This window comes from Bacillus cereus group sp. RP32 (assembly GCF_040459735.1).
Taxonomy (GTDB): domain Bacteria; phylum Bacillota; class Bacilli; order Bacillales; family Bacillaceae_G; genus Bacillus_A; species Bacillus_A wiedmannii.
This window is the reverse complement of record NZ_JARVHO010000001.1, coordinates 3,467,153-3,492,140: the sequence shown is the minus strand read 5'-3', so window position 1 is coordinate 3,492,140 and position 24,988 is coordinate 3,467,153. Positions and strand designations below refer to the sequence as shown.

Here is a 24,988-nt window from a genome sequence, read left to right as displayed (position 1 = left end):
CACGTAATACAAATAATGGTATTTTTTCGTAAGGCGGAGGGAGTTATAAGAGTGGACATGTATCATACGAGAATATTGAAAGCGCTTGAATCAAAAGATTACATTTCAGTACGAAGAAGAGTGTTACGTCAATTAGTAGAGTCGTTAATTTATGAGGGGATTATTACGCCAATTCGCATAGAAAACGAAGAACAAATTCTTTTTCTTATACAAGGACTTGATGAGGACAACAAAAGTGTCACGTATGAATGTTACGGAAGAGAACGAATGACATTTGGACGTATCTCTATAGATTCATTAGTAATAAGAGTTCAAGAGGAAAAACAAGAAATACAATCAGTTTCGCAATTTTTGGAAGAAGTTTTTCGGATTGTTAACGTAGAACAAACGAAATTAGATTCTTTTATTCATGAATTAGAACAAACAATATTTAAAGACACGATTGCACAATATGAAAGACATAATAAGGTGAAATATACCCAAAAATCGTACGATGAATTTGAAAGCCATTTAATAGACGGTCATCCATATCATCCTAGCTATAAAGCACGCATTGGGTTTCAATATCGTGACAATTTTCAATATGGATATGAATTTATGAGACCTATAAAAATTATATGGATTGCAGCTCATAAGAAGTATGCGACTGTAGGTTATGAAAATGAAATGATCTATGACAATATTTTAAAAGGTGAGATAGGCGCGCATACATTAGAAACGTATATGGAACGAATTCACAGTGCGGGATGTAATCCAAAGCAGTACGTGTTTATACCTGTTCATCCTTGGCAGTGGGAGAATTTCATCATTCCAAATTACGCTGATCATATACAGGATAAAAATATAATTTATTTAGGACAATCAGCGGATGATTATTGCGCGCAACAATCGATGAGGACGTTAAGAAATGTTACGAATCCAAAGAGACCATATGTAAAGTTATCGCTGAACATACTTAACACTTCAACACTCCGTACGCTGAAACCATATTCAGTTGTGAGTGCACCAGCTATATCGAATTGGTTAAGTGATGTCGTAAGTCAGGATTCTTATTTAAGGGATGAATCGCGTATTATTTTGTTAAAGGAATTTTCGAGTGTAACGTATGATACGAATAAGAAAGCCACATATGGTTCATTAGGGTGCATTTGGCGTGAAAGCGTTCATAAATATTTAGATGAGCAAGAGGATGCGGTTCCCTTTAACGGCTTATATGCGAAAGAGAAAGACGGGACACCAGTTATTGATGTATGGTTAAACAAATATGGGATAGAAAATTGGCTACGATTATTGATTCAAAAAGCGATCATACCAGTTATACATCTTGTTGTAGAGTATGGAATCGCATTAGAATCACACGGACAAAATATGATTTTAGTTCATAAAGAAGGGCTACCTGTCCGTATTGCATTAAAGGATTTCCATGAAGGACTTGAGTTTTATCGTCCATTCTTAAAAGAAATGAATAAATGTCCAGACTTTACTAAAATGCATAAAACGTATGCGAATGGAAAAATGAATGATTTCTTTGAAATGGATCGTATTGAATGTTTACAAGAGATGGTATTAGATGCACTGTTCTTATTTAATGTAGGAGAATTAGCTTTCGTACTTGCAGACGAATATGATTGGAAAGAAGAAATTTTTTGGATGATAGTTGTCGAAGAAATTGAAAATCATTTTAGAAAATATCCACACTTGAAAGATAGATTTGAAAGGATTCAGCTATACACTCCTACATTCTATGCTGAGCAATTAACGAAGCGACGATTATATATGGATGTGGACTCGCTTGTTCATGAAGTTCCAAATCCATTGTATAGAGCAAGACAACTTATCAAACAAAAATCAGTTGTTACAGGGGGAAATTATGCTAATCGTTAATAAACAAGAGTATAGCAAAAGTGATTTTGATTTGAGATTACAAGTTTATGAGGAAATGGAACAATTTCAAAAAGCAGCAGGAAATAGAGTCGCGCTTTGTTTGAAAGATCCATTCGATATTATTACGCTTGTGTTTTTCTTAAAAGAAAAGAAATCATCAGTATTGCTTATACATGAAGATACGCCAAAAGAAACGGCTATTGAAATGGCAAAGCGTGCAAATTGTATCGGGATATTGTATGGAGAATATGGCGATTTTACGAAATTAGAAGTAGTGAACGCTTTACTAGAAGAGCCTTCTTTATTGCAATATAGTTCTGGAACTACGGGAGAACCAAAACTGATTCGTAGAGCATGGACGGAAGTGGATACAGAAATTACTGCTTATAATGAAGCTTTAAACTGTGAAGAGGATGAAGTGCCGATCGTTATGGCTCCTGTTTCACATTCATACGGATTAATATGTGGTACGTTATCTGCAATTACGCGGGGAAGCAAACCTATCATCATTACGAATAAAAATCCTAAATTCGCATTAAATATCGTTCGCAATACAGAAAAACATATCATATATGCAGTACCACTTATGTTACATATTATGGGGAGTTTCCCGCAAGGAACGTTTCAGTTTCATAAAATTATGACATCCGGAGCACCTTTACCAGAAGCATTATTTTATAAACTAAAAGAAATGTCAACATATATGATGCAGCAATACGGTTGTTCTGAAGCGGGTTGTATTAGTATATGTCATGATATGAAAAGCCATTTGGATTTAGGAAATCCACTACCTCATGCGAGTATAAGCATAGGCTCAGATGAAAATATGCCTGAAGAAATCGTAGTGAAAATGAACGATAAGGAAATTTTCACGAAAGATTTGGGGTATAAATCTGAGCATGGTCTTCATTTTATGGGGCGCATGGATGATGTGATTAACGTTTCAGGATTAAAAGTCTTTCCGATAGAGGTAGAAGAAACAATGCTTCGACTAGAAGGCGTTCAAGAGGCAATTGTATATCGGGGAAAACATCCTGTGATGGGCGAAGTTGTTAAAGCGAAAGTAATCTCTCATGTTGATCCAGTGCGAATAAGAGAATGGTGTATGCAGCATTTACCATCTTATAAAGTTCCGCATGAGATTGAAAGTGTAACTGAAATTCCGAAAAATAAAACTGGAAAAGTAAGTAGAAAATTACTAGAGATGGGAGAGGTTACAACATGAGACGTGAAACATTAAAAAATGAAGTGTTGAAAATTATGACAGAAAAAATGGAGCTAAAAAATGTAACGCATTTAGAAGAAACGATGCGTTTAAACCAAGATTTATATATAGATTCGGTAATGATGTTACAACTCATAGTCTACATAGAAATGGATGTAAAGCTATGCGTTCCAGAGGATGAGGTAGACCCAAAAGCATTTCTTACTGTAGGATCTTTGCTTGATTTTATGGAGGAGTTGCAGCCGCTATAGGAAGTAAATGTGAATAACTAACCTTTAGGAAAGTGGATGAGAGTATGACTTCAATTAAAGTGCACTGTTTAGTGAGTTGTTTTTGTGAAATTATAAAAAGGCGTAGCGATATTGATTTTCGTCCATTTTATTTTGGACTATGGGACGGCGATTTTGATATAACAGAAGGTGGAATTATTTCGTATCACTCTGAAAACATTAACCATAATAATTACTTACTATGGTATCAAAAATTGTATGGTATGAAAGTGAACGAATGGTACGATCATGCAAAAGATAAAAATAGCAATGTAGAAATATTTTTAGAATTAGTAGAAAACAAGCCTGAAAATCGTTATGTCATTGTAATGGTTGATATGTCTCTATTACCAGAGAGGGAAAATAAATTTCATCAAAAACCATTTCCACATTATTTAATGATATCGAAGACAGAGAAAGAAGAAGAGTGGTTCATGCTAGATCCTGATTTTCGCTGGGAAGGGAATATGGAAAGAGAAAAAGTGCTTTACTCTGTTCAAGATAACCCATTTGGTGGAGGCTATTTCATTGATGTAGAAGGAATTCAGGAGCCAACGCTAGAAATGGTAGCAAGTTATTTCATAGAAACTTTCAAAAGAAACGACAATGAACTGACTATGGAGCTGAAAAATTTAATTATAAAAATGGCAAATGAAGAAGAAGGGTATTCGCTTTCTGGTCTTGTAGCGGCAGTCAAACAAATACCAGTACTTGCAATTCGTAAATATAGTTATGAACATGCCTTTGCATACTTCCGTGAAACGTTGCAATATTCGGAGCAAGAATTTGATTATTGGTGTGATCGGATAGAAGATATTGTACAAGGATTTACAAATGTACAGTATCGTGCAATTAAAATGGCAATGACGAATAATAAAGGCATGTTAGTATCAATTGTTGAAAAGTTGGATGAAATGAATGCAATTGAACTGCAAATAAAGGCTGAATTAGAGAGACAGTTTTTATCATGGAAAGAAATGAAAACAAACGAGTCTGTCTTAGTATTGTAAAAACCTAACTGAATTTAAGATAAGGGAGTTCAAACCTATGAAATATTCATTATGTACTATTTCCTTTCGTCATCAATTAATTTCATTTACTGATATTGTTCAATTTGCATATGAAAACGGCTTTGAAGGCATTGAATTGTGGGGGACTCATGCACAAAATTTGTATATGCAAGAATATGAAACAACAGAACGAGAATTGAATTGTTTAAAGAATAAAAACTTGGAAATTACGATGATAAGTGATTACTTAGACATATCATTATCGGCAGATTTTGAAAAAATGATAGAGAAATGTGAACAACTTGCAATACTAGCTAATTGGTTTAAAACGAACAAAATTCGTACGTTTGCTGGACAAAAAGGTAGCGAAGATTTCTCGGAACAGGAGAGAAAAGAATATGTGAATCGTATTCGCATGATTTGTGAAGTATTTGCTCAGCATAATATGTATGTACTTTTAGAAACACATCCAAATACGTTAACGGATACGTTGCCTTCTACTTTGGAATTATTGGGAGAAGTAAATCATCCGAATTTGAAAATAAACCTTGATTTTCTTCATATATGGGAGTCTGGAGCAAATCCAATAGACAGCTTCCATCGACTAAAGCCGTGGATACAACATTACCATTTTAAGAATATATCGTCAGCAGATTATTTACATGTGTTTGAACCTAATAATGTATATGCAGCAGCGGGAAGTCGTAATGGTATGGTTCCATTATTTGAAGGTATCGTAAATTATGATGAGATTATTCAGGAAGTGAGAGGTACTGATCATTTCGCTTCAATCGAATGGTTTGGACATAATGCGAAAGATATATTAAAAGAAGAAATGAAAGTATTAAGAAATAGAAATTTAGAAGTAGTAACTTCTTAATATAAAATGATGTAAGAGTCTCTCATTGTAGAGACTCTTTTTTTGAAAATAAAATAACCAAAAATTACCATGTATTTAAATTGAAATTTAACACAATTTATATATAAATAAGGAGGTGATTGGTAATGGCTAGAAATCGTAATTCTAATCAATTAGCATCACATGGAGCACAAGCGGCTTTAGATCAAATGAAATATGAAATTGCACAAGAGTTTGGTGTACAACTTGGCGCTGATACTTCTTCACGTGCAAACGGTTCTGTAGGCGGTGAAATTACAAAACGCCTTGTAGCGATGGCAGAACAACAACTTGGTGGCGGATATACTCGCTAATTGTAGAAGGTTATAGGAGAAAGGAAGGATTCTTCCTTTCTTTTTTTTCAATTAATTGGTATGGATATATTACGAACTGGATTCAAAGAATAGTAATAATACTATATTTTCCCCAATTTCTTTTGTTGTGAATGGGAAGTAGTAAAGATGTAATAGCCCTGGTGGAATGAAAAATTACGTTCCAGCAGGGCTATTATATGGTAAGAAATATATGATGAAAGGTTCCGAAGTCAACATGTTAAAAAAAGAAAACTGTTGTTTAATTGCGCTTGCATCAGTTCCACTTGTTATGACATTAGGGAATTCAATGCTCATTCCAATCCTACCGACTATCGAAAAGAAATTACATATTTCATCGTTTCAAGTATCCATGATTATTACAATTTACTCTATTGTAGCCATTTTACTTATACCGATTGCTGGTTACTTATCAGATAGATGGGGACGAAAGATGGTAATGGTTCCGAGTTTGCTGATTGCGGCTATAGGCGGAGCGGTAACAGGGTGGGTATCATGGAAAGTTGATAATCCCTACACTTGGATACTGATTGGTAGAGCGATTCAAGGTATTGGTGCAGCTGGTGCAATGCCAGTTGTTATACCGTGTGTTGGTGATTTATACAAAGATGAAAAACAAGTTAGTGCAGGTTTAGGAATCATTGAAACATCCAATACATTTGGAAAAGTGCTGAGCCCTATTTTAGGATCTGCTCTTGCTGCCATTGTATGGTTCTTACCATTTTGGGCAATTCCAGTTTTATGCATAGTATCAATTGTTTTATTACTTGTTCTAGTAAAGGCAAAGAAACAAGAAGGAGAAGTGCCACCACTTAAAGAGTTTATAAAATCTATTATCTCTACATTTCGAGAAAAGGGAAGATGGTTAATTGCCATTTTTGTATTAGGTGCAATTATTATGCTTATTTTATTCGGAATTCTCTTTTATTTGTCGACGATACTGGAATCAAAGTATGACATACATGGTATATGGAAAGGTTGTGTACTTGCTATCCCGTTACTTGTACTGTCACTTAGTTCATATATGTCGGGTAAAAAAATTGGAGATAATCAAAATGTAATGAAGAAGTGTATTTATATTGGTTTTTTAATGGCAGCTGCATCAGTCATCATTCCTTTATTTATAAAAGGGATCTATTTACTACTTCTTTGTCTCGTTATTATGGGGATAGGAATTGGTATGGCACTCCCATGTTTAGACGCCCTAATTACACAAGGAATTGAAAAGGAGCAAAGGGGGACAGTTACGTCATTTTATAGTTCCATGCGATTTATTGGTGTAGCAGCTGGACCACCTCTATATTCTTTTTTCATGAAAGGTGCTGACCATGAAGTGTTTTATGTAACAAGTATTTTTGCTGGTATCGGTGCTGTTATAGCAATGATTTGGATTAAACCAGCAAAAGATGCAAAGACGGTAAAACAGAAAACGGAACCTACTTCATAATTTGTAAGAGAATTGCATGGTGTTTTAAGGAACATGCAATTCTCTTTCGTTCATTAAGAATACATAACTTGTTTTAACATATAAAGCGCGACACCCCAAATGATGAGACCCGAAAATTTATTTAATAATACGATTGTCTTTCCAGTTGAGTCTATTTTTTTTAGAAATTTCCCCGCTAAAGCTAAGCTTATAAACCAAATCCAAGAAACGATAATAGTTGCAAGTGTGAAAGCCCATTTTTCACTTCCTATGTATTGAATAGAATTTGTTCCAATTACACCGATTGTATCTAAAATTGCATGTGGATTTAATAACGAAACCGATGCAGCGAAAAGGATTTGCTTTTTTAACGGCATGCTGTTTTCTTGTTTTATATCGTTGGAAGGGTTACTTCTCCAAATAACAAAGCCCATATATAGGAGAAAGAAAAATCCAATTATATATAACGTGTTAGTTAGCCAAGAAAAAGTAAGGAGTACAAGGGAGACACCTTGCACCGCAATTAATATGAGTAACGTATCACATATAGAGGCAGTTAATACTACCGGAGCTGCCCTCCAAATGTTTGGTTGGCTCGCACCTTGGTTAAAGACGAAAATATTTTGGACGCCTAATGGAATGATAAGACCAAACGCAAGAATGATACCATGAATAATTGCTTCATTCATCATATTACCTCCTATTTTAATTCATTATGATAGTGTATATTGTATAGAAGAAATGAAAATTTGTATCCATCCATATGGTTGGGGAGGTTACCAACCAAAAAGAATATAAGGTGATATGATGGAAAGATTCGTTTGGAAACCAAATATGTCTCTAGCGACTCCTCTGTATAAACAAATAGAAACGTATATAAAAGAAAGAATCGTTAATGGAGAATGGACTATTGGAACGAAATTACCTTCACAAAGAGATTTGGCGCATGCATTTGGTGTGAACCGGAGTACAATTGTACTGGCTTTCGATGGGCTAGTGGCAAAGGGATATATTGAAGGGAATGGCAGGAAAGGAACAATTGTTGTAAATAATAATGAGAATGCTTCAACGTACGCACCTCCGCCTAATTGGCAGTCTTATGTAGAAACAGGACTTCATTATCCGAATCTGCCTGCTATTCAAGAGATTAATCAAGCTGAATTTTCTCCGCATGTAATTCGTTTAGGAACAGGTGAGCTCGCGCCAAGTCTTTTACCTGAAAAAAAGATGAAAGATATTATGAATAAGCTGTTAGCATCAAAGGTGGCACTTGGCTATGAAGAGCCGAAAGGAAATCTCTCTTTAAGGGAAAAGATTGCGGACTATTTAAAAGGACATGGTATAGATGTAACTCCTGATTCTATATTAATTGTTTCAGGAGCAATTCAAGCGTTGCAACTTATTTCTATGGGACTTCTTCCAAAAGGGGCATCCATCTTATTAGAAAAACCATCTTATTTATATTCTCTTAATGTTTTTCAATCAGCAGGAATGCGTTTAATTGGTATACCAATGGATGAGAACGGTTTACATGCATCATATATTACGAAATATAAGAAGCAATTTAATGCATCTATTTTATATACAATTCCGTCTTTTCATAATCCGACGAACTTTAGTATGAATGCGAAGAAACGAATAGAAGTGATGGAAATATGTAACGAAATTGGTTTGCCTATTATAGAAGACGCGGTGTACCAAGACTTATGGTTTGATGAGCCTGTTTCAAAGCCTTTAAAAGCATATGATAAAAACGGAATTGTACTACATATTGGGAGTATGTCTAAAGTCATTAGTCCAGGATTAAGAATTGGATGGATTGTTGGATCTGAGCCAGTCATTCAAAGATTGGCAGACATAAAAATGCAAACAGATTATGGTTCAAGTTCTATATCCCAGCAAATTGCAGCGGAATGGTTTGCAGATGGATTGTATGATGAACATTTACAGTTTGTAAGAACTAAGTTGAAAAAACGTAGAGATTTTATGTTACAAATGTTAGAGAAATATTGTCGTGATATAGCAACATGGTATGAACCGACAGGTGGTTTTTATATTTGGTTACATATGAATGTACCCGTTTCGAACCGTAGCTTATTCGACAAAGCTTTGAAAGAAAAGATTTTATTAAATCCAGGTACTTTGTATGATAGAAGTGCAAACCAATTTTTGCGTCTATCCTATTCATACGCAACGTTAGAAGAAATTGAAATAGGTATCAAAAAACTTGCACAACTAATGAAAAAGTAAGAGGAGAAAATAATGAAACAATACGTAATTTGCCAAATTATCAATGGAGAAAAATATTTAGCTGCTTATGCGGAGTCGAAGCAGGATGCAATTGAAAAAGCAGAATTGTTAGGATTACGAACGGGAAATCGATACACAGTTATTACTGCGGAAGAAGCTGAAGGGTTAACGTATCCTTAAGCAACGAATAATTATGATGCAGCATGAAGTAAATAAGCCTCGTAATCTATGATATTACTAGGCTTATTTTTTTTGAAAGCGTTACGTGTTCTCGTATGAAAAATAATAGTATTATGAGTCAAGTTGACGGAAATACCGATTTGTTTTTCGGTCCTGATTTCCGTTTCTATAGTCATCAATATATTGTCTGAAGTTCCAAGATTGTAAAAACTTATTTGCGGCGTTATAACCAGAATTGTAAAGCCACTCTTTTTCTTCCTTTGTTAACTCAAAGTTTGTACTTGTAATGGATCCTGTTGGAATTGTAATCGTTCTTGCTTTTGATTCCTTATCTAAATGACGTAAATCATGGGCTTGCATCATCGTTTTAAAAAGTCCTTTGAACATGGAGATAGGCTCGTTATAATGGGCAGGATCAGCTTGAATCTCATCTTTTACGAAATGAAATCCAAATGTTGGCCAGCGAGGAGAGGAAGGTGAGTCGAAAATCCAAATTGGGTAATTGCTTAAAATCCCTCCATCAACCATATAACAAGGTTGCTTCCATTTAGGGGTTCTCCATTTTACCGGTTCAAAGAAGAAAGGGATTGTACTACTCATTCTTACAGCTTTAGCAATAGAGAAGCGATAATTTAAAAATCCGTAGTTCGGTAAGTCATCGGGAAAGATAACCATTTTACCATTACTTATATCAGAAGCGATAATTTTAAGCTTATTTAAATCAGATAAATCTGTAAATAAGTGAACTCCTTTTTTGCGAAGTAATTCTTCAATCCATTCTTCTATAAATATATTAGAGTAAATACCAAGGGTAGTCCATGCGCTTAATCCTTTTCCGATAAAGGGGATTCTGTCAATAAAGGTTCTCTTCGTAAATTTATTATAATCGATATCAGTTATAATCGTTTTTAACTCTGAACAAGAATATCCTGCTGCTAGGAGCGCAGCGATAATGGAACCAGCTGATGTTCCAGCTACACGTTCCCATTCATAGCCTTTTTCAGCTAACGCGCAAATTGCCCCTACATGCGCAATTCCGCGTACACCGCCCCCTTCAAAAACACCATCAATCTTCATTAATCATACTTCCTTTCGAATAAAAGATTTGAAAATGGCAAAAAAGCACGTATTGTACGTGCTTTTTTACAATAGTTTTTAAATTTACTAGCAGCCTACAAAGCCGCCCCAACAGCTAGCTCCGATGATGATTAGAAGGATAAACAAAACGATTAATAAAGCGAAACCTCCATAACCACATCCACCACAACTACCGCCGTAACCGCCGCAACTATATCCGTAACCCATGTGGAATTCCTCCTTAAATTAAAAATAAAAATGAACGAGGGGAAAATGTACTGGAAGAAATAATGAACTATCGTGTTTGTAGGAACAATGTATACTATGCTTTTTTTAACTTGTTCGCGTATGGAGGAAGAGCCCGTTTTTTTGGAGGCTTGTTGTTTTTACAAAGAATGGAGTATAATTTTTGTGCGATGATACAAATAAGTATGTAAATATAAGGAGAATTTATGAATAAACAAATTGAAGTATTAATTGATAAATATGGGCTGACACATTTAAAAGAGGAACTTATTCACACTGTATTTCCTTGTGTAAAAGTTGTGCCAAAGCAGGAGGAAACAGTTGCGGTAGGTAGTTCGAAAATGGGAGGAGTTCCTGACTTGCCAGCTACATTGGAATACCCAATGCACAAAGGAAATCCATTACAATTTATCGCTCAATTTAATTTAAATGATTTACAAAATGTTGGTATGGGTCACAATCTTCCTAAGACAGGGATGTTATATTTTTTCAGCATTGAAAATTACTTTGAAGAAGATGTGAATCCAACTGAAGCGGGGCGTGTACTTTATTATGATGTTCCTGTAGAGCAATTACGAAGGGCCGATGAATTGCAAACAAATTATAACCAGTGTGCAACTACTTTTGAACTGACATATAAATTGCCAGAGCTTTTCATTGAAGATGAGGCTGATTCAGATCGTTTCTTACAATTGCTTGAAGAACTAATCCCAGACAACTATGATAACCATCAAATGTTTGGTGAGCCATTCTCTGTACAAGAGGAAGTATTATATGAGACAGGAGAATATATGGGGATAGACCCGCAGCAAATGACGCTTTTATTCCAAATCGATTCAGATACTAAAAATTGTAATATGATGTGGGGAGATTTAGGAATGCTTTATTTCTGTATTGGAAATGAAGACTTAAAAAATCGACGTTTTGAAAATACATGTTGTGTATTACAAACTTGTTAATGAAAAAGGTTGTTCTTGTAAAAGGAACAGCCTTTTTACAATGTTAAATATGCATAATCTCATATGACCTATACGAAAAAGTATTGTATACTCTGAAACTATACGATACTTTTTCGTATAGTTATAGAATGTAAGGAGTGACGAGATGAGAAAGACAAGTAAGTATGTGACAGCTACCCTGCTTTGTTCAACTATAGTAATGGGAGGCTTACACGCGTCAACGGTATCTTATGCAGCTACGAATCCGTCTGTAGCGACAACACAATCAGATGCAAAGCTATTAGATGATTTCCGAAAAGAATTAAAAAAACAGGTTGATAATCGAGAAGAAAATATTACAATCACATATAAAAAGAAAGATAGAAATGCTAGAAATGTTATGGACCAATTGTATGGCGAGTTTAATAAAATTGTAGATGCAGATGAGTATGTAAAATATAATGTAGCGTCTACTAAATATTCTATTAAAGGGTTACCAGGAAACTATACGTTTACATTGCAAGTGAAATACCGTGAATCAAAAGAGCAAACACAATATGTAAAATCTCAGGCAAAAGCAATTATCGGTTCAATTGTAAAAACAGGGATGGATGAGCATGAGAAAGTAAAAGCTATTCACGATTATGTTGTAAAACATGTATCTTATGATACGTCTTATAAAGCGTATACAGCATATGAAGCATTAGCGAATCGTTCTGCCGTTTGTCAAGGCTATACGTTATTAACGTATGAGTTGTTAAAAGAAGCAGGTATTCAAAATCATATTGTAACAGGCACAGGGAATGGACAAGCTCATGCATGGAATTTAGTAAACATTGAAAACAAATGGTACCACATTGATACGACATTCGATGATCCAGTACCAGATAAAGCTGGGCGTGTAACATATTCATATTTTAATATGTCTGACGAGCAATTAAGTAAAGATCATGAATGGGATCGTAGTAAATATCCGGCGGCAACTGCAAGTTACTTTAATGAATTAACAAACAAAATAAAAACGGGTAGTTCAAAGACTGCTGCGTATGAACAAATGTTAAAAGAAACAAATTTAAAATATTTGTCTGCACAATACGGGGCAGATAATTATAGTGAATTTAAGAAAAAATTACAGCAACAATTCGCTTCTAAGCCAGAAAAGGTAGAAGTACGATATAAGCAATCTATGGATGGAACAATGCAAGATATAAAGAAAGTGTTAAATGAAATAAATTGGCCAAAAGGTGCAAAGCGTGTATCTTATGAAGTAGCACCTTATAGTGCGATGGCAAATTATTCATTAGCGACAATTTCATTTACGTATTAAGTAATGAAAAAGAGCATCTGTAAAAGGTGCTCTTTTTATTATGTATCACTTTAAAAAACAGAATTTTGTGATAAAATATAAAAAGGAAGGATGTGGAATCTGATTGGATTTGTTCGAAAATAATATTTTTATATTGATATATACTTGTTTAGTAATCGGACTTATCGTTTTGTTTTTCCTATCATTTACTTTGTTCCTTAGAAGATTATTGCAAAATAGCGCTGCAAAAAAACAACATGAAATAAATATGAATAAGAAGCTAGATCGAATGATTGAATTGCTTGAAAAAGATAAGAAATAATGATAGAAGACTTATGAAAAGGGGGAGAGGATGGCTAATTATATAAAAGAATTGCGTAAAAAAGTAGGGCACGACTGTGTTCTCATAAACTTTGCGGGTGGTTGTGTGTTGAATGAACATGGAGAAGTATTGCTGCAAAAAAGAGGTGATTTCAACGCTTGGGGATTTCCTGGTGGTGCAATGGAAATTGGAGAATCTGCCGCAGAAACTGCGATTCGAGAAATAAAAGAAGAAACAGGTTATGATGTGGAAATAAATGAGCTTATCGGGGTGTATTCAAAATATTTTCAAGCGTATCCAAATGGAGATAAAGCCCAGTCAATCTTACTATTCTTTTCATGCTCAATTACCGGAGGAGAGAAAAAAATAGACGGTGATGAAACGTTAGATTTGAAGTTTTTCCCGTTAAATAAGATGCCACCATTGTTTAATCAACAACACGAGGATTGTTTGCAGGATTTACTAGAGAAAAGAGTAGGGGTGTATCGTTAACAAAAAAGAAGCTAATGAGGTTAGCTTCTTTTTTATGTTTTATTTATTTCCACCAATCATCAAACATTGATGCTGGAACTTGTCTTTTATGTTCGCTCACTGTGTAACGTTTTTCAATTTTTTCTGCAACGTCAGTTGGAACTGCTTTACCTTCTAAATAATCATCTAGTTGATCATACGAAATACCTAACTCCGTTTCATCAGCTTGACCTGGTTTTTCATCCAATAAATCAGCAGTTGGCATTTTTAAGTAAAGTCGCTCATCCGCACCTAATTCTTGTAAAAGAGCACGTCCTTGACGTTTCGTTAAACCCGTTAATGGTAATAGGTCTGCACCACCATCTCCGAATTTTGTAAAGAATCCTGTAACAGCTTCTGCCGCGTGATCAGTTCCGATAACAAGTAGACCTTTTTGTCCTCCAATTGCATATTGTGTAACCATACGAATACGCGCTTTCACGTTACCTTTATTGAAATCTGTTAATGATTCACCCAATAAGTTTTCGTATTGATTTGAGAAAGCATCAACTGTTGAAGCGATATCAAATGCAACAGATTGATCAGCTTGAATAAATTGTAATGCTAATTGCGCATCATCTTCATCTTTTTGCACTTTATAAGGAAGGCGCACGGCGATAAATGTTGCGTTACCACCTTCATTACGAATTTCCTCCACTGCAAGCTGAGCTAAACGTCCAGCTAATGTAGAGTCTTGTCCGCCGCTAATTCCAAGTACAAATCCTTTCGCACCTGTTTTTTTTACATAATCTTTTAAGAAATCAACACGTTTACGGATTTCTGCTTTCGGATCAATTACAGGCTGAACATGTAATGCTTTCATAATCTGTTCTTGTAATGTCATTATGTTTCCTCCTATTCATATTAAAGCAGTAATTAAGTTTATATGTATATTGGTACATACTTCTATCCTTTATTATTTCGCAAAACTAACGAATATACAATAGGATGCGTGTATGAATATGAATGTAGTCATTATAATGAAACTGCTTCGTTTAAGCAATTTTTTTGAAACCTTTCAATAATGTAAGGTTTTTGTCATTTGAATCGATGGAAGGTATTTCCGTATTTTACTAATATAAAAACATAGTTAGTAGAAGGGCGGAGAAGTAATATGAACATTAGAGAACTCGCATACCGGAATGTAACGCGAAATAGACGAACATACTCAGCATATTTTTTAAGTAGTGCATTTGCCATTATGGCCTTTTTTGTTTATTCATTTTTTGCGTTTCATCCCGCATTAAGTGCTGGAGAATTGGGACGATACGTATTCGTAAGTATGTCTTTTGCACAGTCCATTATTTACTTATTTACGTTTTTCTTTATTTTATATTCGATGGGAATGTTTTTAAAAACGAGAAAGCGTGAATTAGGAATTTTAATGATGTTAGGTATGACGAAATATCAATTAAAGCGTCTTATCTTCTTTGAAAATATTATGATTGGGATAGGGGCCATTATTTTTGGAATACTTGCTGGAATGTTATTTTCCGGAATATTACTATTTGTAGCTCCGATGATATTAAAATTAGATATTACTTTAGCTTATTACATTCCAATGAAAGCCATTGTTGTAACGAGTATTATGTTTTTCGTATTATTTATGATTATTTCATTGTTTAGTGCAGGAATGATTCGAAAAAATAAAATTATGAAATTGTTTAGAGGATCCGCAGAAGCGAAGCCGGAACCGAAAGCATCGATTATTTCTTCTATATTAGCGGTTATATTGCTTAGTGCGGGATATGCAGGAGCACTTATGTCACACGGGGCAATGGTATTTGTCATGATGATTCCTGTTACAACGGTAGTCATTATTGGTACGTATTTGCTGTACAAGCAGTTGAGTGTCTTTATTATTAGACTGTGTAAAAAAAGTAAACGTTTCTATTGGACACAGACAAATATTGTTACGTTATCAGATTTAGCTTACCGTATGAGAGACAACGCCAGAATGTTCTTTATTGTAACTATTATTTCAACTGTAGCATTTTCAGCAATAGGTACATTAGTAGGTTTCACGTCCATGACGAAAGGGATTATGGAGAGACCAATTGCGTTTCAGTATCATTCTAAGCAAGGAAATAGTAATGAATCACAGCATTTGAAGATGATTGATGAAGGATTAAAGAAACATAGTATAGCAGCTTCTAAAACGAATATTTCAACGAAAAAGGCGGAGGAGCAGTCGTTAAGAAGTGCCGTTTTCATAAAAGAATCAGATTATAAGGAATATGCGAAGTTAACAGGAGAACCATTTCAAACTGTAGCAAATAAAGAAGCTTTATTTTTATCAGTCGATATACCAGGCCCACCGATGAAAGAAAGAAAAGAAATTACTTTACCACATTTGAATGAATCTTTAAAAGTGAAAAAAGTTAATACTTCTTCATTAAGTAAAATACTAAGAGGTAACGTCTATGTAATCTCTAAAAATCAATATGATGCATTACAAGATGGATTTAAAGAGGAAAAAGATTATGTGTACAAAACAGAAGGAACGAAAGATGAAATTGAAGTTGGTAAAGAACTTACTCATCAAATGAAGACTTATGAAGAACATGCAATGTTTAGTGCAGAAGAGTATGAACAAAACCAAAGTTTACAAATCGCAGGACCAATTCTATTTGTAGGTTTCTTTATTGGTATAGTATTTTTCGTATGTGCAGGAAGTTTCCTTTACTTCCGTTTGTTTTCTGATTTGGAGGATGATACTCGTTTGTTTGAAATGATTCGAAAAGTAGGCTTAACGAGTGGAGAGTTATCGAAAGTAGTTACAATCCGATTGGCACTTTTATTCTTCGTTCCAATAGGTGTTGCAACATTACATGGGGCAGTAGCGTTAACTGCACTGGGACAGATGTTTGAGTACTCACTATTTAAAGAAAATGCGATTGTATTAAGTATTTTCGTAGGAATTCAAGTTGTATATTTCTTACTGATAAGATCTCGTTATTTAAAACAATTGAAAGAGAGATTACGTATGCATTAATTGTGTTATTTTAACTTGAGTACAAAAATTTCTAAAAAGAGGCAAGTATTACCAAAAAGTGATAAAATGGAAAGAGCGAGGTGGAAAAATTAATAGAAAGTAAGGGGGGAGTAATATGAAAGCAACAGGAATTATTCGAAAAGTAGACGAATTAGGACGAATTGTTATTCCTAAAGAGTTACGAGAAGTATTAGGAATACAAATCAAATCACCACTTGAAATTTTCGTAGAAGAAGATAAAGTCATTTTACAAAAATATCAACCTTACAATGCTTGTCAAATAACAGGTGATGTTTCAAATCAAAACATATCATTAGCAAATGGAAACATTACTGTTAGTATAGATGGAGCGAAACATTTAATAAAAGAAATAGAGAAGTTTTTAAATAAGAGTGAGGCTTAGTCTTAATTTATTTTTAAAATTTCATATCATTCTTTAAAAACTATGAAGGGACCATTAAATTGGTCCTTTTATTTTGGTTAATGGTTGTACCAATTGGATTTTTGGTGAATAAAAATTACGAGATAAATAAAAAGAGTAGTATAAAATTAGTAAGCTATATTGAGAAATATTTTTAAGGAAGGAAAACGAAACGAATAAAACGAATGTTACATTTAAACCTTTTCAAAAGTGGTCTGAAATGAAAATAATATATTTTCAGGAGGGATTACGATGAATAGTAGTACAGCGAATAAACAAAAAGGTATACAATTGATTCCTTTTACAGTAGATAAGGTGGTTGAACAAGTAAATGAAATTCCACCAGGTGTACAACTCATTCATGCTCCACAAGTATGGGAGAAGAGTGCGAAAGGAAATGATATTGTTGTTGCCGTATTAGATACAGGTTGTGATGTGAATCATATAGATTTAAAGGAACGCATTATCGGTGGAAGAAATTTCACGAAAGATTACGAAGGAGATCCAAATATTTATCTTGATAATAACGGACACGGTACTCATGTAGCGGGGACAATTGCAGCGACTGAAAATGGAGTCGGTGTTTTAGGAGTCGCACCACTTGCTAAAATGTTAGTGTTAAAGGTTTTAGCGGGAGATGGTTCTGGAAGTTATGAGCAAATTATTGAGGCGATTCATTATGCTGTAAATTGGAGAGGGTCTAATAAAGAAAGAGTTAGAGTTATTTCAATGTCACTTGGTGGCCCGCAGGACGTTCCAGAATTACATGAAGCGATTCAAAATGCAGTAAAGCAAGATGTTCTCGTCGTATGTGCTGCTGGGAATAATGGAGATTGTAATGATAATACAGAAGAACTAGATTTCCCAGGTGCTTATTCCGAAGTAATTGAAGTAGGCGCTGTCAATTTAGAAAGGAAAATCGTATGTTTTAGTAATTCGAATCAAGAAATTGATTTAGTGGCGCCAGGTGATGAAATATTATCTACGTATCCTGAAGGGAAATATGCGGTATTAAGTGGAACTTCTATGGCGACACCGCATGTCGCTGGAGCGCTGGCATTGCTCATTAAGCAGTGTGAGAGAGAATATGGTAGAAAGTTATCAGAGCCAGAAATATATGCACAACTTATTAAAAGAACTGTACCTTTAGGGTATGAACGTACATCTGAAGGGAATGGATTAATAGATTTATTAAAAGAATAGCAAATACTAAAAACATCTCATAATTTTATGAGATGTTTTTTTGTATGGCTTTGTCGAATATATCGTGGAATCTAGTATTTATTTCTTTTTCATGAAATGTTTATTAGGGTGGTGGTTATCCCATAGATCTGTTCATAAAATGATAAAAGGTACATAGAACTGGCATCGTAACAACGAAAACCGCTATAAGGTTAGAGGAGGTATATACTGATGATATATCAAGCTATCCAGCAGTTAATTGATCGTGCTATTGAAGTTCAACTGATTGAAAAAGAAGATGAAATATATACAAGGAATCAAATCCTTTCCTTACTTCGTTTAGATGACTTTGTAGTGGAAGCGTCAGCGCCCGCAAAGAAAGCAATTTCAGAGTTATTGGAAGAGTTAATTGAATATGCTTGTATGCATAAAGTCATTGAGGCAGTAATGGACGAGAAGGAGATTTTAGCAAGTGCAATTATGGATGTTTTTATGTCCAAACCGTCCGTTATCAATTCTCTATTTTATGAAAAATACGAACAAAATCCGAAGGCTGCGACAAATTACTTCTATGAGTTAAGTAAAAACAGCAACTATATCCAAATGAAGCAAATTGCCAAAAATATAAATTATAAAGTAAATACGGAATATGGACCCATTGATATAACGATTAACTTATCAAAACCGGAAAAAGACCCGAAACAAATTGCTAGAGAGAGAGTATTGGAAAGTACAAATTATCCAAAATGTTTACTCTGTATTGAGAATGAAGGATATAGAGGCAGAATTGGACATCCAGCACGCTCGAATCATCGTATGATTCGTATGAATCTTACAGATGAAAGCTGGTTTCTACAGTATTCTCCGTATATATATTTCAATGAACACTGTATTGTATTGTCTTCAGAACACCGTGATATGAAAATTGACCGTCAAACATTTTTACGTTTGTTAAAATTTGTAGAAAAATTCCCGCATTATTTCCTTGGTTCTAATGCTGATTTGCCTATTGTAGGAGGATCTATTCTAACACATGACCATTATCAAGGTGGAAACTATGAATTTGCTATGGCAAATGCATCAAACGACCTAATTTTTGAACTAACTAACTTTCCAGAAATGCAATGTTCTATTATTAAATGGCCTATGTCAGTTATTCGCTTAAGAAGTAAAGACATAGAACAAATAGTAAATGCAGGGGAGTACATATTAGAGAGGTGGAAGGGATATAGTGATCCATCTGTTAATATATTTGCATTTACGAATGATGTTCCACATAATACGATAACTCCGATTGCTCGTTACCGGAATGGTATGTACGAATTGGACCTTGTTTTGCGGAACAATCGTACAAGTGAAGAACATTCGCTAGGTATTTTCCACCCTCATGCGGAAATACAGCATATTAAAAAGGAAAATATCGGTCTAATTGAAGTAATGGGGTTAGCAGTACTTCCGGCGCGTTTAAAAACAGAACTTCAGGAAGTGGAAAAATTCTTACTTAACATTCCAAGTGATATTCCAACGCTTCATATACGATGGGCAGAACAATTAAAAATCAAATATTACAATCGGATACATGAACAAAATGTACAGGAGATAGTAAGAGCAGAATTAGGACAGAAATTTATACAGGCGCTTGAAGATGCTGGCGTTTTTAAACGAGATGACGAAGGGATATCGGCATTTAAACGTTTTATTCAGACCTTAAATTAGGAATGGACTTAGTAGTTATAGTAATTACAAAATGACCTAATTAATAATATGGAGGAGTGTGAGCATAAGCAACTACAGGAATTGAAACAGATAGGCGGTCCTATATTAATGATGTGTATAAAATGTAATCAAATAATTAAAGTGTCCAAAGGATCCAGTAAAAAAATAAAGTGAAAAAGAATGAAGCGTATATATTTCTAGTGTGTGATGAACAAAGTTCCTTCTGATTAAAGTTGCATTTTATTAAAAGAATAGAACCATACTAAAAAACATCTCATATGAATATGAGATGTTTTTTAGTATGGTTCTGTCGCATGTAATACGACGTCTAATAAACCGGGGAATCTAGCATGTAAGTCATCTTCACGAATTGAAATGAAACGCTGTGTTCCTTCAATGCGTGTATACATAACACCGGATTCACGTAAAACCTTGAAATGGTGAGATAAAGTTGATTTCGCAATTGGAATGTTTAACGCACCACAAGATTGTTCATTTTTCTCTAATAGCATCGTTACAATTTGTAAACGAATTTGATCGCTAAGTGCGTATAAGACAGAAGAGAATTGAATTTCTTCTCGATTTGGATGATAGAGAGTACGCATTTTTTCACCTGCTTGTATAAGTTAATATAGTTTGCACTATAACATATAAAGTGGTATATTTCTATTGTTCGAATATATTCGAACAATAGAAATATAGGGGGAGAAAAAATGAAATATACCAAATTGCAAAAGGCAGGACTACATATTTCGAAGTTAGGGCTAGGAACAAATGCTGTAGGGGGACATAATTTATATGCTGATGTGAATGAGGAAGAAGGAAAACGATTAATAAAAGAAGCTATCCAGCAAGGGATTACATTTTTTGATACAGCAGATTCATACGGTTTCGGTAGATCAGAGGAATTAGTAGGAGAAGTATTGAAAGGAAAACGCCACGAAGTTGTACTTGCTACAAAAGGTGGAATACAGCCGTTATTAAATGGAGAAGTTTATATTAATAATGAGCCAAGCTATTTAAGAAATGCTGTGGAAAATAGCTTAAGAAGATTACAAACTGATTATATTGATTTATATTATTTACATTTTACAAATCCAGAAACAAGTTACATAGATTCAATTGGTGAGCTTAATCGCCTAAAAGAAGAAGGTAAAATTCGTGCAATTGGAATATCTAACGTAAACGTAGAGCGATTAAAAGAAGCGAATCAGCACGAACAAATAGATGTTGTACAATCACCGTATAATATGTTGGATCGTACTGCTGGAGAAGAAATTTTGCCGTATTGTATAGAATCAGGTATTTCATTTATACCATACGGGCCTCTTGCTTTTGGGATACTAGGTGGAAAATATACAGAAGATTTTAAATTAAACGAAGGCGATTGGCGTCAAAGTGTAAATCTATTTGAAGAAAATACATATAAGAGTAACTTTAAAAAAGTTGAGAAGTTAAAAGGCTTAGCTAAAGAAATAAATCTTGAAGTATCGCATTTAGCGTTAGCTTGGCTATTAAACAAAAAAGGAATTGATACCGTTATTCCTGGTGGGAAACGAGCGGAGCAAATAAGAGAAAGTGTAAGAGCGGTGGAAGTTTCATTGAATGAGAAGGTGATGAAAGAGATTGAAGCTATTTTAGAAGCTTAATTGAGAAGAGGGGTGTTCCCTCTTTTTATCCCGCATTAACGTGCAGTAAGACCCCCACCTCAAAATTTAGCGGGAGCAAAGAAGTTAGGTGGGGAATCAACTGCCCGTAAAAGCCCGATTGGTGAGGGCTGATTAAAGTTTCACTTTATATAAAAGGAGAAGGTTTAAATGAAAAGAGTACTAGCTGTATTCTTTACAACCATGTTTATGATCGGTACGGATACTTTCTTAATTTCACCACTTTTACCGATATTACAACAGGTGTATCATGTTTCAACTGAGCTGTCAGGGTGGATGGTGAGCTCATATGCTTTAGGATATGCTGGATTTGCGCTTATTGCTGGTCCTATATCAGATGGCTTAAACAGAAAAAAAGTAATGGTAATAGGAATGAGTTTTTTTGCGTTAAGTACGTTTTTATGTGGAATGGCACCGAGTTTTCTATGGATGCTAGCATTTAGATTTTTAGCAGGTGTAAGTGCAGCCTTTGTGTCTCCACAAGTGTGGGCATCTATTCCGCTCCTTATAGAGAAGGAGCAAATTGTAAAGGCAATTGGAATTGCAACAGCAGGATTAGCAATCTCTCAAATTTTAGGGTTGCCAGTTGGATCATATTTGGCAATGATACACTATACAACACCATTCTTCGTCATTGGTATATTATCAGCACTACTTGTCATTCTTATCTATGTAGTATTACCAGAAATACAACCGGTTCATATAGGTGGAAGTAAAACAAACATCTTAAAGCGCTATAAACAATTACTTACAGATTCAAAGGTTTCACTTTCTTATTTTGCATATTTTGTTTTTCAAACTGGTAATTTTGCTGCATTTTCATTTTTTGGTGTATGGCTTTCCAGTCAATTCGGCTTACAAGTCCATGAAGTAGGTACAGCTATGCTCGTATTAGGATTAGGAAATTTAACTGGTAATATTTTTGGCCCTAGAATCGTAAATAAAATTGGTTATAAACTTTCTTTCTATGGTGGAATTATATTTACAGCAGTGCTATATGTATTACTTCCTCATGTAAAGAACATCGTATTGGTGGAGTTATTGTTCTTTGTTTTGTTTTTTGTGACAGGAATTTTGTTTGTATTAATGATGAGGCACTTACAAAACATGTCTAGTGTAGCAAGAGGAACAGGAGCCGCGCTTGTAAATGCTTCTATGTACATTGGTCAAATGATTGGAGCGGCAATAGCAGGAATGTTATTTGCAGCATCTCACAATTTTATACTTATAGGTAGTTTTACTGCGTTACTATATATTGTAGCTTTATTTCTGTTTAGAAGAAGTGAAAAGCTTAATGAAGATCGTGAGACAGGAATTGCATCATGAAGCTTGTATAAATAAAAAAAGGGATTTATCTATTATTTGAGGTGACATGGAATAAAGCGAGTGCAAGAAGTGCAGTTAGTCTATCAATGAAAATAGCAGTTGGAAACCACATATGAAATCAATATTAGAAGAGTAATAATACATGAAGGGATTTTTGAGTGCAGAGATTAAAGAAAGTAGAACAATAGTAGAAATGTTTTTTCACAAAGTTATGAGGAATCCAAAAATAAAAAATCCCTATAAAAATAGGGATTTATATATCGGCATATAGTTCCTTGGAAAAGGATATACTTAGTTTAGCATATAGGACTACTTATATTTGTGAAAAAGATGTGAAATAGATGTGAAAAAATCCCGTAATAAAAAGCACTGTTTTAGCAAATGCAACTAAAACAGTGCTTTTTTCTTTGATTGAACAGTTGCTGCATTTTCATCATGTATGCCTGCATCTTTAATAATTCGTTGTTTAGCTATATTTAATAGATGATTTACTGCTTCACCAAAATAGTTAGCTTCGCTCTTTGTGCGGGCTTCTCGTAAACATTTATAGTTTTCTAGCAGTTCCTCTTTTTCAGTGTTTGTTAAGAAATCTTCTATTTTCTTTTTTGTCATACGAAACACCCTTTCTTCTGACAAACGACGCAATAGAAAATATTTATTGTTTATTATAGCAATAATTTTTAAAAAAAGTATAGACTAACGTCGTAATAATTTGTCAATTTCTTGAATCTTCTCATCAGCTTTCCCAATTTGTGTATTTTTAGCCTGCTCACCACCAAGCGCTTGGTGCAGTAAGAAAGTCTGACCGGAAATGGCAGTCACAATGGATACTTTAATAATTTCTTTTATTAAGGTGACATCGAATAAAACGAGTCCAAGAAGTGCAGCTAGACTACCAGTAAAAATATCAGTCAAAAACCCAAAGTGAAAAAAAGTTTTCAAACGGCGTGGAAGCAATAACTTACCTTGGTTATTGATTAGATGGGAAACGAAGCCAGTAATGCCACCAACAAGAACTGCAGTTAGCCATTGATACATTTCCATCGAATCCACTCCTTTTAGTGAATAAGATTCGATTATTTTATATTGATTCCTTTTAATATTTCATAGAAGCATATTGAGAAAGTTTGTTTGGGTTTTTACTGTATTCAAATTAATTATAACAGAAAAATCTGATATATTTCAGTCTATTATATAAAGAGGTTATTCCTTAATATGAATGTAGAAAGGGATGCGTGATATGAATATAGATTATCGAATAAGAAGTGTGGATGGTTATGCAAAAAATATAGGGGAATTAGTAAGCATGCTGGAGCATACGAGGTCTGTAACATTACAGGAAATACAAGATCTATCAGTTGAGCAATTAGATTTAATTATGCCGAGTGGAGGAAATTCCATCGGAGCGTTACTAAAGCATATAGCAGCTATAGAAAAAGCTCATCAACTTATTTCATTTCAAGATCGTGACTTTACAAAAGAAGAATTAAAAATATGGGAAGACGCACTGTATTTAGGGGAAGCGGGGAGAACAATCCGTGGTCATGACATACAGTATTATGAACAACTTCTACAAAGTGTTCGAGGAGAATCGTTGAAGTATTTGAGTGAACAAGATGATGAATGGCTTATGTCAGAAAGAAAGTGGCCTAACGATGTAGCGTATAACCAGCACTATCTGTGGTTTCATGTGCTAGAAGATGAGATTAATCACCGTGGACAAATTAGAATGATGAAAAATAAATTATTTGAAAATTACGTTAAATAAGATAGCTTTTTAAATGAATATTCCATATAATGAGAGTAAT

Annotated in this window: 27 protein-coding genes; 20 read left to right on the top strand and 7 right to left on the bottom strand. The window is 34.4% G+C overall.

From position 1 onward, the window contains the following. Positions 1-45: 45 nt before the first annotated feature. The 7 genes from QCI46_RS17980 (at position 46) to bcbE (ending at position 7,065) form a co-directional block, all read left to right on the top strand. On the top strand, positions 46-1,884 hold the full coding sequence (locus QCI46_RS17980; RefSeq protein ID WP_353841897.1) for an IucA/IucC family protein: 1,839 nt from the start codon (positions 46-48) through the stop codon (positions 1,882-1,884). Then, the gene (asbC, locus tag QCI46_RS17975; RefSeq protein ID WP_353841043.1) at positions 1,871-3,109 is read left to right on the top strand and encodes a 3,4-dihydroxybenzoic acid-AMP ligase AsbC; all 1,239 of its coding nucleotides are present in this window, start codon (positions 1,871-1,873) and stop codon (positions 3,107-3,109) included. The genes QCI46_RS17980 and asbC overlap by 14 nt, the downstream gene beginning before the upstream one ends. Continuing rightward, positions 3,106-3,360, top strand: a complete 255-nt coding sequence (gene asbD / locus QCI46_RS17970) for a petrobactin biosynthesis protein AsbD (protein ID WP_353841042.1) — start codon at positions 3,106-3,108, stop codon at positions 3,358-3,360. Before asbC ends, asbD begins: the two co-directional genes overlap by 4 nt. A gap of 44 nt (positions 3,361-3,404) precedes the next feature. Then, on the top strand, positions 3,405-4,388 hold the full coding sequence (gene asbE / locus QCI46_RS17965; protein WP_353841041.1) for a petrobactin biosynthesis protein AsbE: 984 nt from the start codon (positions 3,405-3,407) through the stop codon (positions 4,386-4,388). A gap of 37 nt (positions 4,389-4,425) precedes the next feature. Then, positions 4,426-5,268 carry a sugar phosphate isomerase/epimerase family protein gene (locus tag QCI46_RS17960; RefSeq protein WP_353841040.1) on the top strand — a complete coding sequence of 281 codons (843 nt, stop codon included), beginning with the start codon at positions 4,426-4,428 and terminating at the stop codon, positions 5,266-5,268. Positions 5,269-5,393: 125 nt separating this feature from the next. After that, positions 5,394-5,600 carry an alpha/beta-type small acid-soluble spore protein gene (locus QCI46_RS17955; protein WP_000113545.1) on the top strand — a complete coding sequence of 69 codons (207 nt, stop codon included), beginning with the start codon at positions 5,394-5,396 and terminating at the stop codon, positions 5,598-5,600. 235 nt (positions 5,601-5,835) lie between these two features. Beyond that, complete coding sequence (gene bcbE / locus QCI46_RS17950; protein WP_353841896.1) at positions 5,836-7,065, top strand: bacillibactin exporter BcbE; 1,230 nt, start codon at positions 5,836-5,838, stop codon at positions 7,063-7,065. A 53-nt stretch (positions 7,066-7,118) separates the two neighbouring features. On the opposite strand, the gene QCI46_RS17945 is transcribed toward bcbE, so the two are convergent. Beyond that, the gene (locus QCI46_RS17945) at positions 7,119-7,733 is read right to left on the bottom strand and encodes a LysE/ArgO family amino acid transporter (RefSeq protein ID WP_353841895.1); all 615 of its coding nucleotides are present in this window, start codon (positions 7,731-7,733) and stop codon (positions 7,119-7,121) included. A gap of 118 nt (positions 7,734-7,851) precedes the next feature. Here QCI46_RS17945 and QCI46_RS17940 point away from each other — a divergent pair, with 118 nt between their 5' ends. Next, positions 7,852-9,294 (top strand): aminotransferase-like domain-containing protein, encoded by a 1,443-nt coding sequence (locus tag QCI46_RS17940; RefSeq protein ID WP_353841894.1) that lies wholly within the window; start codon positions 7,852-7,854, stop codon positions 9,292-9,294. A gap of 12 nt (positions 9,295-9,306) precedes the next feature. Continuing rightward, positions 9,307-9,474, top strand: coding sequence for a DUF3933 family protein (locus tag QCI46_RS17935; protein WP_000816376.1), 168 nt, complete (start codon positions 9,307-9,309; stop codon positions 9,472-9,474). Positions 9,475-9,585: 111 nt separating this feature from the next. On the opposite strand, the gene QCI46_RS17930 is transcribed toward QCI46_RS17935, so the two are convergent. Then, on the bottom strand, positions 9,586-10,551 hold the full coding sequence (locus QCI46_RS17930; protein WP_353841039.1) for a patatin-like phospholipase family protein: 966 nt from the start codon (positions 10,549-10,551) through the stop codon (positions 9,586-9,588). An 87-nt stretch (positions 10,552-10,638) separates the two neighbouring features. After that, positions 10,639-10,779, bottom strand: coding sequence for a YjcZ family sporulation protein (locus QCI46_RS17925; protein WP_000540423.1), 141 nt, complete (start codon positions 10,777-10,779; stop codon positions 10,639-10,641). Between the two features lie 224 nt (positions 10,780-11,003). Here QCI46_RS17925 and QCI46_RS17920 point away from each other — a divergent pair, with 224 nt between their 5' ends. From QCI46_RS17920 to QCI46_RS17905, 4 genes are all read left to right on the top strand, one after another. Then, positions 11,004-11,756: a YwqG family protein gene (locus QCI46_RS17920; RefSeq protein WP_353841038.1), complete on the top strand. Its 753-nt coding sequence runs from the start codon at positions 11,004-11,006 to the stop codon at positions 11,754-11,756. Between the two features lie 145 nt (positions 11,757-11,901). Continuing rightward, a complete protein-coding gene (locus QCI46_RS17915) occupies positions 11,902-13,062 on the top strand; it encodes a transglutaminase domain-containing protein (RefSeq protein WP_353841037.1) in 1,161 nt (386 codons plus the stop codon). 103 nt (positions 13,063-13,165) lie between these two features. Beyond that, positions 13,166-13,363, top strand: coding sequence for a DUF4083 domain-containing protein (locus QCI46_RS17910; protein ID WP_353841036.1), 198 nt, complete (start codon positions 13,166-13,168; stop codon positions 13,361-13,363). A 30-nt stretch (positions 13,364-13,393) separates the two neighbouring features. Continuing rightward, a complete protein-coding gene (locus QCI46_RS17905; protein WP_353841035.1) occupies positions 13,394-13,855 on the top strand; it encodes an NUDIX hydrolase in 462 nt (153 codons plus the stop codon). Positions 13,856-13,898: 43 nt separating this feature from the next. Here the strand turns inward: QCI46_RS17905 and nadE are convergent, their stop codons facing one another. Next, the gene (gene nadE, locus QCI46_RS17900) at positions 13,899-14,717 is read right to left on the bottom strand and encodes an ammonia-dependent NAD(+) synthetase (protein WP_353841034.1); all 819 of its coding nucleotides are present in this window, start codon (positions 14,715-14,717) and stop codon (positions 13,899-13,901) included. Between the two features lie 270 nt (positions 14,718-14,987). On the opposite strand from nadE, the gene QCI46_RS17895 reads away from it, so the two are divergent. From QCI46_RS17895 to galT, 4 genes are all read left to right on the top strand, one after another. Further along, positions 14,988-16,868 (top strand): ABC transporter permease, encoded by a 1,881-nt coding sequence (locus QCI46_RS17895; protein WP_353841033.1) that lies wholly within the window; start codon positions 14,988-14,990, stop codon positions 16,866-16,868. Between the two features lie 115 nt (positions 16,869-16,983). Then, positions 16,984-17,271, top strand: a complete 288-nt coding sequence (locus QCI46_RS17890; RefSeq protein ID WP_048543174.1) for an AbrB/MazE/SpoVT family DNA-binding domain-containing protein — start codon at positions 16,984-16,986, stop codon at positions 17,269-17,271. Positions 17,272-17,541: 270 nt separating this feature from the next. Next, on the top strand, positions 17,542-18,492 hold the full coding sequence (locus QCI46_RS17885) for a serine protease (RefSeq protein ID WP_353841032.1): 951 nt from the start codon (positions 17,542-17,544) through the stop codon (positions 18,490-18,492). 210 nt (positions 18,493-18,702) lie between these two features. Further along, positions 18,703-20,187 carry a UDP-glucose--hexose-1-phosphate uridylyltransferase gene (gene galT, locus QCI46_RS17880; protein WP_353841031.1) on the top strand — a complete coding sequence of 495 codons (1,485 nt, stop codon included), beginning with the start codon at positions 18,703-18,705 and terminating at the stop codon, positions 20,185-20,187. Between the two features lie 296 nt (positions 20,188-20,483). On the opposite strand, the gene QCI46_RS17875 is transcribed toward galT, so the two are convergent. After that, positions 20,484-20,792 carry an ArsR/SmtB family transcription factor gene (locus tag QCI46_RS17875; RefSeq protein WP_064474209.1) on the bottom strand — a complete coding sequence of 103 codons (309 nt, stop codon included), beginning with the start codon at positions 20,790-20,792 and terminating at the stop codon, positions 20,484-20,486. A 108-nt stretch (positions 20,793-20,900) separates the two neighbouring features. Between QCI46_RS17875 and QCI46_RS17870 the strand changes: the two genes are divergently transcribed. Next, positions 20,901-21,836, top strand: coding sequence for an aldo/keto reductase (locus QCI46_RS17870; RefSeq protein ID WP_353841030.1), 936 nt, complete (start codon positions 20,901-20,903; stop codon positions 21,834-21,836). A gap of 168 nt (positions 21,837-22,004) precedes the next feature. Next, positions 22,005-23,180, top strand: a complete 1,176-nt coding sequence (locus QCI46_RS17865; RefSeq protein WP_353841029.1) for an MFS transporter — start codon at positions 22,005-22,007, stop codon at positions 23,178-23,180. Between the two features lie 387 nt (positions 23,181-23,567). Here QCI46_RS17865 and QCI46_RS17860 read toward each other — a convergent pair whose 3' ends face one another. Further along, positions 23,568-23,792: a hypothetical protein gene (locus QCI46_RS17860; protein ID WP_060490073.1), complete on the bottom strand. Its 225-nt coding sequence runs from the start codon at positions 23,790-23,792 to the stop codon at positions 23,568-23,570. An 84-nt stretch (positions 23,793-23,876) separates the two neighbouring features. After that, positions 23,877-24,224: a DUF4257 domain-containing protein gene (locus tag QCI46_RS17855; protein WP_000426320.1), complete on the bottom strand. Its 348-nt coding sequence runs from the start codon at positions 24,222-24,224 to the stop codon at positions 23,877-23,879. 196 nt (positions 24,225-24,420) lie between these two features. Between QCI46_RS17855 and QCI46_RS17850 the strand changes: the two genes are divergently transcribed. Continuing rightward, positions 24,421-24,948: a DinB family protein gene (locus QCI46_RS17850; RefSeq protein ID WP_353841028.1), complete on the top strand. Its 528-nt coding sequence runs from the start codon at positions 24,421-24,423 to the stop codon at positions 24,946-24,948. Positions 24,949-24,988 lie beyond the last annotated feature (40 nt).